This window comes from Novosphingobium naphthalenivorans NBRC 102051, assembly GCF_001590985.1.
Lineage (GTDB): Bacteria > Pseudomonadota > Alphaproteobacteria > Sphingomonadales > Sphingomonadaceae > Novosphingobium > Novosphingobium naphthalenivorans.
Window position 1 is genome coordinate 1 of record NZ_BCTX01000101.1, and the last position, 12,833, is coordinate 12,833.

A 12,833-nucleotide genomic window follows, 5' to 3' on the forward strand; every position below is an offset into this window, starting at 1 on the left:
AATCATTCATGCCAACTTGCGCGAGGCACTCGAGGCAACCCGGATCGTCGACACCGACAGTGGCGACACCCTGAATTCAGGTGCCAAATCGGCGGCGCTTTCGGTTTTTGAAGGCACCAAGCAGCGCTTCTTCGCGCAGCTCCTTCTATCGATGAAGCTGCCGAGCCTGCTGCCTGCGATTGATACGGCACTTGCCGACGGCAACGCGGTTGTAGTGCAACTCGTCTCGACCGCCGAAGCCATGCTCAACCGCCGCCTAGCCGATCTCTCCGATGCAGAACGCGAAGCACTCGAAATCGATCTCTCCCCTCGCGAATATGTGGTCGATTACCTCACCAAAAGCTTCCCGGTTCGGTTGATGGCGGTGTTCACGGACGAGAATGGCAATGCCCGGTCCGAACCGATGAGTGATGAGAATGGTGCTCCTGTTCTCTGTCGTTCGGCGCTTGCCGCGCGCGACCGCATGATCGAGCAGCTCTGTGCCTTGCCGCCGATCGCGACGGCGCTCGATGCGATCATCGAACGGTTCGGTGTCGATCAGGTCGCCGAAGTCACCGGCCGTACCCGCCGCCTGATCGTCGGGCGCGATGGACGCCAGGTGCTCCAGTCGCGCTCTCCGCGCGCCAATGTCGCCGAAACGCGAGATTTTATGGACGGGACAAAGCGGATTCTGGTTTTCTCCGATGCCGGTGGCACCGGCCGCAGTTATCATGCCGACCTTGCGGCAAAGAACCAGATGCGCCGGGTCCACTTTCTGCTTGAGCCGGGCTGGCGGGCCGATGCCGCAATTCAAGGGCTTGGCCGGACCAACCGCACCAATCAGGCATCGGCCCCGCTGTTCCGCCCGGTGACCACCGACGTGCGTGGCGAACGTCGGTTTATATCGACCATTGCACGTCGGCTCGACAGTCTCGGGGCACTGACCCGAGGGCAGCGCCAGACAGGTGGGCAGAACCTCTTCGATCCTGCCGACAATCTCGAGAGCACCTACGCCAAGGAGGCGCTTCATCGCTGGTTCGGCCTGCTGTTCGCAGGCAAGCTGGAAGCCGTTACGCTTTCTCGGTTTGAGGAATTGAGCGGGCTCAGGGTCGAAGGGCCCGACGGCGGGATGGTCGATGACCTGCCAACAATCCAGCGCTGGCTCAATCGCATCCTCGCGTTGCCGATTGCTTTGCAAAACGGCATATTTGACGAGTTTCTCGGCCTCGTCGAAGCGCGGATCGATGCAGCACGCCAGGCCGGCACGCTCGACATTGGGGTCGAGACCATTGCGGTGGAGCATTACGATGTGCTGACCGACACGCTACTGCGCACCGATGCGCTGTCGGGCGCGACTACGCATCTCCTGGAGCTCGAGATCGCCCGCGCGCTCAAGCCTTTGCGTCTCAAACGCCTCGAGGAGCTCTACGGCTTTTCAGGTGCGCGTCAGCAGCTTCTCCGTAATACGCGCTCAGGCCGGATCGGGCTGCTTGTCCCAGCGCGCAGCCTGCTCACAGACGAAGGTATGCGGGTGGCCCGCTTCGAGCTTGTCCGTCCCTTGAAGCATGGGCACATCACCGCCGATCAACTCGCGGAGAGCAACTGGGACACGGTGGATCCAACCGAATTTCAGCGCCTGTGGCAGGCGGAGGTCGATGACGCCGCATCAAATCACAAGCGCGAGCGACTGCATCTTGCAACCGGCCTGCTGCTTCCGGTGTGGGACAAACTACCTTCCGACTATGTTCGGGTCAGCCGGATCTCGGCGCGAGACGGACGCTCGCTGTTAGGTCGGGAGGTTCCGCTTCATTGCGTGCCCGAACTGTGCCAGGCGCTTGGGCTCGAAGACGAACATTCCGTTTCGGCAGAGCAAACCGTCGATGCGGTGCTCGGGACAGGGCGATCGATGCAAATCAAAAGCCGCGAAGCGCTTACGCTCAAGCGCAGCCTCGTGAATGGCGCGCAGCGGCTCGAACTGGCTGGTTGGTCGGCGTCGCGCCTCGACTGGTACAAGGCACATGGGTGCTTCACCGAGATCATACGCTATCAGACGCGACTTTTCGTCCCGACGACGAGCGCGGTGGCGGTCTTGGCGGGACTTGTCGGATGAGGCAGTCCTATATTGCCAATTGGCATCTAAAGTGATATATGATGCCATATGGAGAATGCTCATGTTGGCACTGCAACCCGTTGATACCGTCCCCCATGCCTTCCGGCCCGATCCTGTAACCCAAGAGGAAGCAGCGGCGATGTTCCGCGCCGTGCTGAACCTGTTTGGGAAATGGGAAGTAACGGACGAACAGGCAGCGACTTTGCTCGACATGCCGGTTCGCTCCTACCGGCGGTGGAAGGCTGAGGGTGCGGGCCGTGTCTCGCGCGATGGTGCGGCGCGGCTCTCCAACCTGATGGGTATCCACAAGGCGCTGAGGATCATCTTTTCCGAAGCCCAACGTGGCTACGCCTGGATCAAGGCAGGTAACGCCGCCTTTGCCGGAGCGAGTGCACTCGACGTCATGCTTGGCGGCGAGCTGACCGATATCATGCGGGTGCGTCGCTATCTTGATGCCGAACGTGGTGCCTGGTGATTGATCCCAAGGCAATTCCGGTCGCCCAGGTCGTGTGGAAAGGTGCTGTGCGGATTATCCGCAGTGCCTTTCCACCTATCGACCTGTTCGAAGATATCGCAGACCCCGCAGATTGGCCGCTGCTGATCTCTGCCGAGCAAAAGACCAATCCCCGCATCATGGCGACGATCGGCAATCTCGATCTTGTACCTGCTGACCGCCGGGTAGGGGGCAGCGGCGCATCCTATCTGATGGCCCCGTTCACGCATGTCAGCACCGACCGACCAAGTCGCTTCACCGATGGGACCTACGGCGTCCTATACGCGGGGGATGCATTCGAAACTGCGCTGTTCGAGACAATCCATCACCATGCCCGCTTCATGGCTCGCACTGTAGAAGCGCCAGGCTGGACATCACAGTTCCGTGAGATCATCCTTTCGGTAAGCGCTGATCTTCACGATCTCAGGAGCCTTGCCGCAGGCGATCCCGCGCTAGATCCCGACAACTATGCTGCATCGCAAGCCCTCGCTGTTGAACTCAAAGGGGGCGGGGCCGAAGGTCTTGTCTATCCGAGCATCCGGCATCCGGGTGGTGAATGTGTCGGCTTGTTCTACCCGGATTGTGCATCCGACCCCACTCAGGGACGTCACCTCGACTATCACTGGGACGGAATGGGTGTCGATCTGGTTCGAGACGCTGGTACAGGGGCGGTGTTTCGGGTGGTGCTGTCTGAGCGATAGATTCCTAGTCCGAATTCTGCCGCGGCGACCTCAGCTAATATGAAGTCTGAATCAGACATCCAGCTCGGGTCGCGACTCTCCCGATAGCTGCCAATTTGTCTGGTAGGAACTCTGAATGCTGACCACTCGCAATGACGGCGGTACGATCCTAGCCCGCAGCGAGCGCAAGATGAGATCGCTTTGTAATTCCTGTCGTCGATTACCGGACGTCCTCCGTGTCGGAACTCATCCATGAACTATGAACATGATGGTTGGCGCCGCCCTTAGCAGGCTCGGACTGCTATCCCACCATATATCCCGCATCGGACGCTGCCGTCGGATAGGCAAACATCGTTGACTTGATGTCGTCTGCAGTGAGGCCATGCCGGATGGCAAGACCAAAGACGTTGATCAGTTCGTCTGCATCGGGACCGACAAGGTGGGCGCCGAGTATGCGTCCCGTCCCAACCTGGATTAGAAGTTTGTGCCCATAAATCTGTGCGTTCAGGCGTCGCGCCGAAAACCATTCGGGGTGGGATCCGGCGTTGACGTTGAACTCCAGGCCGGCTTCGCGCGCTTCGCTTTCCAACATGCCGACCCTGGCTGCCGGCGGCTCGGTGAACAGGGCACTGGGCACTCCGTCGTAGTTCGGCGTCCGATCGCCGTTATCGAGGATGTTCTCCACCACGACTTTCGCATCGTGGCTGGATACCGGCGTCAAAGGCGGTCCCTTCGCCGCCGCGTCGCCAGCGGCGAACACCTTACCGTTGCTCTGGCTGCGTAGCTGCGCAGTGAGAAGCAAGCGTTCATCGTCGCTCGCCACATTTCCCGCTTCCAGATCGAGCTTGCCGAGTGCCGGACCTCTACCCGCGGCATGCACAGCCAAATCCGTCTCGATTACCCGATTGCCGGCTTCGACCTCCAGGGTCTCGCCCGCGGCTCTCAGGCCAGTGACCTCAGCGTCAACGATCTCGATCCCGAGTTGTCCGAAACTTGGCATCAGCCAATCGACGATGTCGGGATCAAAAGCTTTGAGGACGCGCCCGCGCTGAACGATCGTGACCTTTGAGCCTGCGCGTGCGGCCAGATGCGCGAATTCCGCAGCGATATATCCGCCGCCTACGAATACGATGCGCTCAGGAAGTGTGTCGAGGTTGAGAAAAGCATCGCTGTGGATGAGCAATTGTTCACCTGTAATTCCCAGCGGGCGGGGGATCGCTCCAGTTGCGATCAGGGCGTGGCTGAACTGCAGTTCCTGATCCTCGACCGCGAGCCGATCAGGACCGGTAAACCGTGCTGCGCCGTGGAAGGTCGCAATACCTTTGCGATCATAACGCGCTTCCTGCTTTCCGGGCACCGGGTCGGTGAAGCTGCGCTTGAAGGCCTGAAGCCCACCCCAGTTGATCGAAGCCGACCCTCGAATGCCTTTTCCGTTCATCCGGCGAAACGCCGCGAGCGCTTCCTCGCCGCTCACCATCATTTTCTTGGGGTCACAGCCGCGCAGCGCGCAGGTCCCGCCGTAGGGGCGGTAATCGATCACTGCACAGCGTTTGCCTGCATCGGCCATACGATGGACAGCGACCTGAGCTGCCGTTCCCGATCCGATCGCGATAAAATCGAACGCTTCAGCCATCGCAGCAATCGCCTTCCTGGATCGGTGGACAGGGAACCGTGCCATAGGAGCAGAATACGCAGCAATCGCCATGCACCGGCTTGAGGCGCACGCCGCAACCCGAACAGTTGTAGAAGAACATGCAGGCGTTCGTCGGCATCTCCTCGTCCTTCTCGTGCCCACATTCGGGACAACGCAGGCGGGAGATTAGGATCGGATCAGCCATAGAGGAATGCTCCGACCAAAAGAACGACACCAATGACAATGCCGGCGGCGGTAAGAGCCCGATAGGTCGACGAACCGCATGCCGCATCGGTCGGGCAAGCTCGCGCTTGCCGGAATTGCCAGAGGAGACGTATGGCCGCGGCGAACAGCAGAACCGAAGCCAGAACAAGCAGGGGCGTGCGATAAGGGCCGACGATCGGGGCGATGCTGCCCAGCCAGGCCGAACCCACTCCGGCCGAGGCGAGAGCGAGAGGAAGAGCACAGCAGGCAGCTGCCCCAAAAGCCGCAGCGATGCCGCCACCCGTCGCCAAACCGTTCCACCATGTGCCAGGGCTGCGCATTGGATGTCCTTTTGCAAAACTCGAGTCGCGACCGTATCTACAGTCTGTAGCAACTACAGACTCAAGGGGTTTACGGGTGCAGATTGGCGAAGTCTCGCGGCGAAGTGGATGCAACATAGAGACGATCCGCTACTACGAACGGATCGGAGTCATCGAACCACCGCCACGAAAGGGTTCGTATCGCGACTACGGCCCCTCTGACCTCGAGCGCCTTCGCTTTGTCCAGCGTGCCCGCGAACTCGGCTTTTCGCTGCAAGAGGTTCAGGCCCTGCTCGACCTCGCCCCACAGCCTGACGAGAATTGCAACCAAGTACAGGCTATCGCGGCGCAGCACCTGTCGAATGTCCGTGCCAAGCTGGTTGACCTTCGGAAAATGGAATCAGCCCTGGCAACCCTCGTATCGCGGTGCGACAGCAGTCCAGATGGTTGCTGTCCTGTGGTTGAAAGCCTGGCGGGAGCGATTTGAATTGGGTTGCGGCAGCGCTCGCATGTTGATCCTGTCCATTGCCTCGAGGAGAACTTGGACCGAAAATCCAGATCGTGCTCCAGCCGGAGGCGTTCTATGAATGCCTTTACCCGATCCAGTACCCTCCCCTTCATTCTCGCCTCGCACCCGGCCGCCCAGTTGCGATAATACCGGCTGCGTCGGCAGGCGTGGGGACCGGAATATTCCGTTCCTTGCGCTCCGAATACCGGTCGACCAACTGTTCGGCATGCGGGCGCAGCAGCACCGTGAAGCGGACGAGTTCTTCCATGACGTCGACAATGCGGTCGTAGAGCGCGGAAGATTTCATGCGCCCCGCCTCGTCGAATTCCTCGTAGGCCTTGGGCACGCTGGATTGGTTGGGGATGGTGAACATCCGCATCCAGCGGCCAAGCAGCCGCAACATGTTGACGGTGTTGAAGGACTGTGAGCCCGCCGACACCTGCATGACCGCCAGCGTCCGCCCCTGCGTAGGACGCATGCCTCCGATGCTGAGCGGCAGGTGATCAATCTGGGTCTTCATGATGCCGGTGATCTGGCCGTGCCGCTCCGGGCTGCACCACACCATGCCCTCGGACCAGAAGGCGTGCTCGCGCAGTTCGTGAACGGCAGGATGGTCGTCACCGCCGACCTGATCCGGCAGCGGAAGGTCGGAGGGATCGAAGATGCGCGTCTCAGCGCCGAACAGCTGGAGCAGTCGCGCGGCTTCCTCGACCGCGAGGCGCGAATACGAGCGCTCCCGCAGGGAGCCGTAGAGCAACAGGATACGCGGCGGTGACGGGTCGGCACCAAGGCCCTCGGCAGGGCGGGCATGGACGAAGGCCGGATCGAGCGCGGGGAAGCTGTCGGGATCGGGCAACAGACGAACGCGGGACAAAAAGGATCTCCAGACTTGGATAATCAGCCGCGTGGGCCGAACAGGATGATGGCAGCGCCGGCAAGCACGACCGCGCCGCCGACGAAGTCCCAGCGGTCAGGCGTGGTGCCCTCGACGATCCACAACCACAGCAGCGATGCGGCAACATAGACCCCGCCATAGGCCGCGAAGGCGCGACCGGCAGCGTCGGTTGGGACGAGCGTCAGCAGCCAGGCGAACAGGGCCAGCGACACCATCCCGGGCAGCAACCACAAGGGGCTCTTTTCCAGCCGCCACCATGCCCAGAATGCAAAGCAACCGGCGATTTCGAACAGCGCCGCGAGCGGATAGACGAGGAACAGCTTCATGCAAAACTCAATCCCAGGGCGAGCGCTGCCAGTGTCACCAGCAGGATCGGCGTCGTCAGCGTGATGCCGACGCGGAAATAATAACCCCAGCCGATCTTCACGCCCTTCTGCCCCAGAACGTGCAGCCACAGCAGGGTCGCGAGCGAGCCGATCGGGGTGACCTTGGGCCCAAGGTCGCAGCCAATGACGTTGGCGTAGATCATGGCATCGCGAACCGGGCCAGTGGCACTGGTCGCATCGATAGACAAAGCGCCCACGAGGACGGTCGGCATGTTGTTCATGCCCGAGGATAGCACGGCTGAAAGAATGCCCGTCCCGAAGGCCGCGCCCCATACGCCCCCCTCGGCGGAACGTTCCAGCAACCCGGCTAGCATGGTGGCAAGGCCGGCGTTGCTCATGCCGTAGACGACGAGATACATGCCGAGTGAGAAAATCACGACCTGCCATGGTGCTTCGCGGATCACCTGGCCTGTGGGAATGACGTGGCCGCGCGCAGCGATGGCGATGAGCGCCAGCGCGCCGACCGCAGCGACCGCGCTGATCGGCACGCCGAGCGGATCGAGAACGAAGAAGCCAACTAGCAGCAGGGCCAGCACCACCCAGGCGGCGCGGAAGGTCGCGCGGTCAAGGATCGCTTCTGCCGGAGCGCGGAGCTGTGCGACGTTGTAGCTGGCGGGAATGTCCTTGCGAAAGAACAGAAGCAGAGCTGCCAATGTGGCGGCAATTGCGGCCAAATCGACCGGCACCATGACCAGCGCATATTCACCGAAACCGATGTCGAAGAAGTCCGCCGAGACGATGTTGACGAGGTTGGAGACCACCAGCGGCAGGCTGGCAGTATCGGCGATGAACCCAGCCGCCATGACGAAAGCCAGCGTCGCCTTGGCGTTGTATCCCAGCGCCCGGAGCATCGCGATCACGATCGGGGTCAGGATCAGAGCGGCGCCATCATTGGCGAAGATCGCGGCAACGCTTGCACCCAGCAATACCACGAGCACAAACAGCCAGCGACCATTGCCGCGCCCCCACCGCGCCACATGGAGCGCAGCCCATTCGAAGAATCCCGCGCGGTCGAGGATCAAACTGATCAGAATGATTGCCACGAAGGCACCGGTAGCGTTCCAGATGATATCCCAGACCATTGGGATGTCGGCGAACGAGATAACGCCGGTGGCAAGGGCCAGCAGTGCTCCGCCGATCGCGCTCCACCCGATGCCGAGCCCGCGCGGCTGCCAGATCACCATCGTGATGGTGACCACGAAGATCGCGATCGCCAGCAGCATCAGACGATACGCTCGCCCGCCGCGTCCACAACCTGCTCGCCATCCTCCTTGGTGAAGGCGCCCTGCTGGGGGCTCGGCAGAATGTCGAGCACTACCTCGGACGGGCGGCACAGGCGGACACCGAGCGGCGAGACGACGAGCGGCCGGTTGATGAGGATCGGGTGTTCCATCATCGCATCCACCAGCGCCGTATCGCTCAGACTCTCATCGCCGAGCCCCAATTCGGCATAAGGCGTGCCCTTTGCGCGCAGCAGCTCCCTGGGACTGAGCCCGGCACGCTCGATCAGGCTTTCGAGCATGGCGCGCGAAGGTGGCGTCTTCAGATACTCGATAACATGCGGCTCGATCCCGGCGTTGCGGATCATCGCCAGCGTGTTGCGCGAGGTCCCGCATTCGGGATTGTGGTAGATGACGATGTCGGTGGTCATTCAGGCTTCCCTCGCCTTGGCGGTCGCGCCCTCTTCGCGGCCGATGGCGGCCAGCTTGCTGCGCACAGACATATCGTCGATGCTCTTAAGCGGAAGCATCAAGAACAGCTCGATCCGGCGTTTGAGATAGCTGAGCGCATCGACGAAAGCCTGCCGCTGGCCATCGCCCTCGACTGCGGCGGGATCCTCGACGCCCCAATGCGCGGTGAGCGGCTTGCCTGGCCATACCGGACAGCTCTCGCCCGCGGCGTTGTCGCAGACGGTGAAGATGAAATCGAACTCGGGTGCGCCGGGCTTGGTGAACTCGCTCCAGTTCTTCGAGTGCAGGCCCTCGGTCGGATAACCGAAGCTATCCAGCACCTCGAGCGACATCGGATGCACGTCGCCCTTGGGCTGGCTGCCCGCGCTGTAAGCACGGAAGCGGTCTCCGCCCATCTTGTTCATCAGCGCTTCGCCCAGAATCGAGCGGGCCGAGTTGCCCGTGCACAGGAACAGGACATTGTAAGGTTGGTCAGGCACTGTCGGCTCCATCAGCAGCAATGGGAAAGTTCGGCGATGAGCGGTTCGCAAAGCTCCGCGCGACCCCCACAGCAGTCCTTAGCGAGAAACAGCATCAGCTCGCGCAATGCGCCGATGCTCGCGCGCTGGATCATCTGCCGTCCCCGCTTCTCGGTTACGACGAGACCAGCTCCGACGAGTATGGCGAGGTGACTGGAAAAGGTGCTCTGGCTGAGGCCCGACGCGTCGACCAGTTGCCCGGTGGAAAGCCCACCGGGCTCGCTGCGGACGAGACGGCGAAACGCGTCGAGGCGTGTGGGATGTGCGAGGGCGGAGAGAGAAGCGAGTGCTGCAGCGGATTTCACTCATCGGCAATTACCGATGCGTTCTGGAGCGGTCAATATCGATCGGGAATTTTCGATGTGTTGCTGAAAGGTAGAAGGTATCGGCGAGCTACTTTTGTAAGCCCAGATGCCGAGTTATGCATGCGCAGATGCTGAAATCGAACAATCAGTAACCAGCCGGCCGGCAGTCATTGAGAGGGAAGGGGGCTTGCTTCTGATTGAGCCGAACGAGCGTCGAAGGTCGATGCTTGAGCTCGCAATCAGGAGTAAGTCCCATGATCAAGTCGATTCTGCTGACCAAGTTAGTCCAGTCCCCACGTAACGTGCGCCGCCACGGTGACCCAGCTGCAGATGCCGAACTGAAAGCGAGCATTGCAGCCCATGGCTTGTTGCAGAACCTCATCGTTCGGCCTGCCTCTCGCGGAAAATTCGAGGTCGAGGCCGGAGAGCGCCGCCGGTGCGCCTTGCTGGCGCTTACCGAAGAGAAAGTCCTGCCGAAGGGCTACGAGGTTACCTGCCTCGTGCTTGAGGACGATGCGGAAACCGCAGTCGAAACGAGTCTGGCCGAAAACTTCCATCGCCTTGCGATGAACCCGGCCGACGAAGCGCAGGCGTTCGCTGCCCTCATTGATGCTGGTGCCTCGACGGAAGATGTCGCGCGCCGCTTCGGGCTGACGGTCCGCTTTGTCGAAGGCCGTCTGCGTCTCGCGACCCTCGCGCCTGTCGTCTTCGATGCTCTGGCATCCGGCGAAATCACTCTCGATCTCGCCAAAGCTTTCGGCGCGACCTCCGACCAGGAAATTCAGGCTCGCGTCTACGAACAGGCGTCCTCGGGCTATTATGCGCCCAGCGCCGACAGTATCCGGCGCATGGTGCTCTCCGGCATGGTTCGCGGCAGCGATGCTCGGGCCCGTCTTGTCGGTCGCGACGCATATACCGCTGCAGGTGGCCGGATCGAACGCGAACTCTTCGACGACGATGACAGCGAGTCCTGGGTTGATGTCGCGCTTCTGGAAACCCTCGCCTCGGAGGAGATGGAAAGGCGTGCCAAGGCGCTCGCAGCAGAGCAGGGTCTTGCCTGGGTCAAGCCTACGCTTGACGCCTATGCCAGTCACGATCTCGTCGAAGGCCTCATACGCCTTCCGGCCGAGCCGGCTCCGTTGACTGACGCCGAACTGGCCCGCCTTGACGAACTCGATGCTTCCTACGACGAGCATGCGGCCATTCTCGAGGACGAAGACAGCGCCGAAGAAGCAATTGCTGCGGCTGAGGCGACGATCGAAGCGATCGAACGCGAATGCCAGGACATTCGGGCAAAGCCCCCGGAGCTGGCACCCGAACTGAAGGCCGATGCCGGAATGATCCTCGTTCTCTCGCGCGACGGCACACCGGTCCTCCAACCGGTGTTCTACGGCGAGCGCGATATCGAAGTCGTTGGTGACGAAGATGTCGTCGAAGTCGTTGCGAGTGTCGGCAGTGATGGCAAACGCCGTGCAGCGCTTTCCAAGCGCCTGGTCGACGAACTTGCGATGCAACGTCGTGACGTGCTCGCGCTCCACGTGGCATCGGATCCCGGCCTTTCGCTCGACATCATGGTCTTCACCCTCGCGGATGCCGACACCCACGACTGGCGGTCACGCGCGGCCACGACCCTGCGTGGCGGCGTCCCCGCGGGTCCGATTGTCGGGTTCGAAGCGAAGGATGCGCCGGCAAGCGCGTCCCTTGCGGACCTGCGCTCGGGTCTCGATGAGAGCTGGCGATCTGGCGAAGACGCTTCGTCGCGCTTCAAGATGTTTCGGGCACTCGCTGATGAAAGTCGCGCAGCATGGCTCGGCTTCGTCGTCGCCCGCACACTCGAGGCGAGCCTCAACATGGCAGGCGAACGCCAGTTCGCGTTCCAGGATCATCTGGGCAGCGCGATCGGCATCGATATGGCGCAATGGTGGCGTCCGACCGCGGCAAACTACTTCGACCGCGTCTCGAAGCAGGTCATCCTCGATGCGCTCACCGATGTCGGCGGCCTGGAACTGTCCTCGCGCTTCGCATCGGTGAAAAAGGGCGATCTCGCGATGAGCGCCGAGCGCGTCTTCGCGGGGACCTACATCACCGAGGTCGAAGTTCGGGAAAGAGCCCTCGCCTGGGTACCCGAAGTCATGCGTTTTGCCGACCAGCCGGAAATTCCTGCCGATCACGAAGCGCAAAGTCCCGACGCGGAGTTCGTCGCTAACGACGACAATCAGCCCCCGAGCGAGTTGGCCGCCTGACCTCCTCCTGACAGGAACGGCTGCTCGCCACCGTGAAGCGGTCCTCCGGCACATGCCGGGGGGCCGCTTCCTTCATGGAAAGAGAGCGGAGGGGGCTCCGGGATCTCCGGCACTGACCGACGGAACTGTCGTCAGGCCATTTCAGGAGATACAACATGGCCTATCGCAAGGGACAAAGCGGCGGAGTGTCGCCTGCTACCCGTATCACCCAGGAAATCATCGCCCGCCTCGAGTCCGGCACGAAGCCCTGGATCAAGCCATGGCGCGGTGTGCCAGTCTCGCGCCCATTGCGGGCGTGCGGCATCCCTTATCGCGGCATGAATGTATTCTGGCTCTGGATGGTTGCCGACATGTGCGGTTACGCCTCGCCGTTCTGGATGACCTACAATCAGGCCAAAGAACTGGGCGCACAGGTGCGCAAGGGTGAAAAATCCACCATCGCCATCTTCTACAAGAGCTACATCAAGGAAGTAGAAGCACCCGACACCGGCGAAAAAACCGACGAAAGTCGTCGCGTGTTGAAGGCCTATCCGGTTTTCAATGCTGATCAGGTCGAAGGTCTTCCGGAACGTTTCCATCCCGCCGCGACGCTTGAGGTGGTGGAGCCCGAGGGCCGTCAGGCTGAACTCGACTCATTCTTTGCTAGTATTCCGGCCGTCCTGCGTCATCAGGGCGACGAAGCCTATTATGAGCCGGTAGCTGACCGGGTGACAATGCCGCCCTTGCATCTCTTCTCAGGCTTCGACCACTATTACGCGACGCTCGCGCACGAGCTATCGCATTGGACCGGTCATGCCAGCCGCCTCGACCGTAATCTCAAGAATCGATTTGGTTCTGCAGCTTACGCTGCTGAGGAACTCATTGCCTT

The 12,833-nt window shown here is 61.5% G+C and carries 15 protein-coding genes; 6 read left to right on the plus strand and 9 right to left on the minus strand.

Translation table 11 applies throughout. From position 1 onward, the window contains the following. From NN5_RS21830 to NN5_RS21840, 3 genes are all read left to right on the plus strand, one after another. A partial coding sequence (locus NN5_RS21830; protein WP_245656656.1) for a strawberry notch C-terminal domain-containing protein occupies positions 1 to 2,089 on the plus strand: 2,089 nt, incomplete at its 5' end. Between the two features lie 61 nt (positions 2,090 to 2,150). Then, positions 2,151 to 2,564, plus strand: coding sequence for an MbcA/ParS/Xre antitoxin family protein (locus NN5_RS21835; RefSeq protein WP_013832721.1), 414 nt, complete (start codon positions 2,151 to 2,153; stop codon positions 2,562 to 2,564). Continuing rightward, a complete protein-coding gene (locus tag NN5_RS21840) occupies positions 2,561 to 3,283 on the plus strand; it encodes an RES family NAD+ phosphorylase (protein ID WP_067738243.1) in 723 nt (240 codons plus the stop codon). Before NN5_RS21835 ends, NN5_RS21840 begins: the two co-directional genes overlap by 4 nt. A 280-nt stretch (positions 3,284 to 3,563) precedes the next feature. On the opposite strand, the gene NN5_RS21845 is transcribed toward NN5_RS21840, so the two are convergent. Genes NN5_RS21845 through NN5_RS21855 form a run of 3 tightly spaced genes read right to left on the minus strand, consistent with a single transcriptional unit; the run spans position 3,564 to position 5,440 of the window. Next, entirely contained in the window at positions 3,564 to 4,895 is a 1,332-nt protein-coding gene (locus NN5_RS21845) for a dihydrolipoyl dehydrogenase family protein (RefSeq protein WP_067738245.1), read from the minus strand. Further along, positions 4,888 to 5,100 carry a GDCCVxC domain-containing (seleno)protein gene (locus tag NN5_RS21850; RefSeq protein ID WP_041558846.1) on the minus strand — a complete coding sequence of 71 codons (213 nt, stop codon included), beginning with the start codon at positions 5,098 to 5,100 and terminating at the stop codon, positions 4,888 to 4,890. Before NN5_RS21850 ends, NN5_RS21845 begins: the two co-directional genes overlap by 8 nt. Further along, on the minus strand, positions 5,093 to 5,440 hold the full coding sequence (locus NN5_RS21855; RefSeq protein WP_041558847.1) for a mercuric transporter MerT family protein: 348 nt from the start codon (positions 5,438 to 5,440) through the stop codon (positions 5,093 to 5,095). Before NN5_RS21855 ends, NN5_RS21850 begins: the two co-directional genes overlap by 8 nt. Before the next feature lie 76 nt (positions 5,441 to 5,516). Here NN5_RS21855 and NN5_RS25415 point away from each other — a divergent pair, with 76 nt between their 5' ends. Continuing rightward, on the plus strand, positions 5,517 to 5,906 hold the full coding sequence (locus tag NN5_RS25415) for a MerR family transcriptional regulator (protein WP_230291016.1): 390 nt from the start codon (positions 5,517 to 5,519) through the stop codon (positions 5,904 to 5,906). Positions 5,907 to 6,036: 130 nt separating this feature from the next. Here NN5_RS25415 and arsH read toward each other — a convergent pair whose 3' ends face one another. Genes arsH through NN5_RS21890 form a run of 6 tightly spaced genes read right to left on the minus strand, consistent with a single transcriptional unit; the run spans position 6,037 to position 9,722 of the window. After that, positions 6,037 to 6,801: an arsenical resistance protein ArsH gene (gene arsH, locus NN5_RS21865; protein WP_013832725.1), complete on the minus strand. Its 765-nt coding sequence runs from the start codon at positions 6,799 to 6,801 to the stop codon at positions 6,037 to 6,039. A gap of 23 nt (positions 6,802 to 6,824) precedes the next feature. After that, positions 6,825 to 7,148, minus strand: a complete 324-nt coding sequence (locus NN5_RS21870) for a YnfA family protein (RefSeq protein ID WP_013832726.1) — start codon at positions 7,146 to 7,148, stop codon at positions 6,825 to 6,827. Beyond that, positions 7,145 to 8,431, minus strand: a complete 1,287-nt coding sequence (locus NN5_RS21875) for an arsenic transporter (RefSeq protein WP_067738248.1) — start codon at positions 8,429 to 8,431, stop codon at positions 7,145 to 7,147. The genes NN5_RS21870 and NN5_RS21875 overlap by 4 nt, the downstream gene beginning before the upstream one ends. Then, a complete protein-coding gene (gene arsC / locus NN5_RS21880; RefSeq protein WP_013832728.1) occupies positions 8,431 to 8,859 on the minus strand; it encodes an arsenate reductase (glutaredoxin) in 429 nt (142 codons plus the stop codon). Before arsC ends, NN5_RS21875 begins: the two co-directional genes overlap by 1 nt. Then, entirely contained in the window at positions 8,860 to 9,390 is a 531-nt protein-coding gene (locus NN5_RS21885; protein ID WP_067738249.1) for an arsenate reductase ArsC, read from the minus strand. Continuing rightward, positions 9,390 to 9,722 carry an ArsR/SmtB family transcription factor gene (locus NN5_RS21890; RefSeq protein WP_013832730.1) on the minus strand — a complete coding sequence of 111 codons (333 nt, stop codon included), beginning with the start codon at positions 9,720 to 9,722 and terminating at the stop codon, positions 9,390 to 9,392. Before NN5_RS21890 ends, NN5_RS21885 begins: the two co-directional genes overlap by 1 nt. A gap of 254 nt (positions 9,723 to 9,976) precedes the next feature. Between NN5_RS21890 and NN5_RS21895 the strand changes: the two genes are divergently transcribed. Together NN5_RS21895 and NN5_RS21900 are read left to right on the plus strand one after the other, a co-directional pair. Next, on the plus strand, positions 9,977 to 11,965 hold the full coding sequence (locus NN5_RS21895) for a ParB/RepB/Spo0J family partition protein (RefSeq protein ID WP_067738259.1): 1,989 nt from the start codon (positions 9,977 to 9,979) through the stop codon (positions 11,963 to 11,965). 155 nt (positions 11,966 to 12,120) lie between these two features. Beyond that, positions 12,121 to 12,833, plus strand: a 713-nt coding sequence (locus NN5_RS21900; RefSeq protein WP_067738262.1) for an ArdC family protein, incomplete at its 3' end; no start/stop codon positions are given.

Bases quoted from the DNA above. Each gene is read 5' to 3' on its own strand.
- NN5_RS21835 (WP_013832721.1), top strand. From the start codon at position 2,151: ATGTTGGCACTGCAACCCGTTGATACCGTCCCCCATGCCTTCCGGCCC.
- NN5_RS21845 (WP_067738245.1), bottom strand. From the start codon at position 4,895: ATGGCTGAAGCGTTCGATTTTATCGCGATCGGATCGGGAACGGCAGCT.
- NN5_RS21850 (WP_041558846.1), bottom strand. From the start codon at position 5,100: ATGGCTGATCCGATCCTAATCTCCCGCCTGCGTTGTCCCGAATGTGGG.
- NN5_RS21855 (WP_041558847.1), bottom strand. From the start codon at position 5,440: ATGCGCAGCCCTGGCACATGGTGGAACGGTTTGGCGACGGGTGGCGGC.
- NN5_RS21870 (WP_013832726.1), bottom strand. From the start codon at position 7,148: ATGAAGCTGTTCCTCGTCTATCCGCTCGCGGCGCTGTTCGAAATCGCC.
- NN5_RS21875 (WP_067738248.1), bottom strand. From the start codon at position 8,431: ATGCTGCTGGCGATCGCGATCTTCGTGGTCACCATCACGATGGTGATC.
- arsC (WP_013832728.1), bottom strand. From the start codon at position 8,859: ATGACCACCGACATCGTCATCTACCACAATCCCGAATGCGGGACCTCG.
- NN5_RS21885 (WP_067738249.1), bottom strand. From the start codon at position 9,390: ATGGAGCCGACAGTGCCTGACCAACCTTACAATGTCCTGTTCCTGTGC.
- NN5_RS21895 (WP_067738259.1), top strand. From the start codon at position 9,977: ATGATCAAGTCGATTCTGCTGACCAAGTTAGTCCAGTCCCCACGTAAC.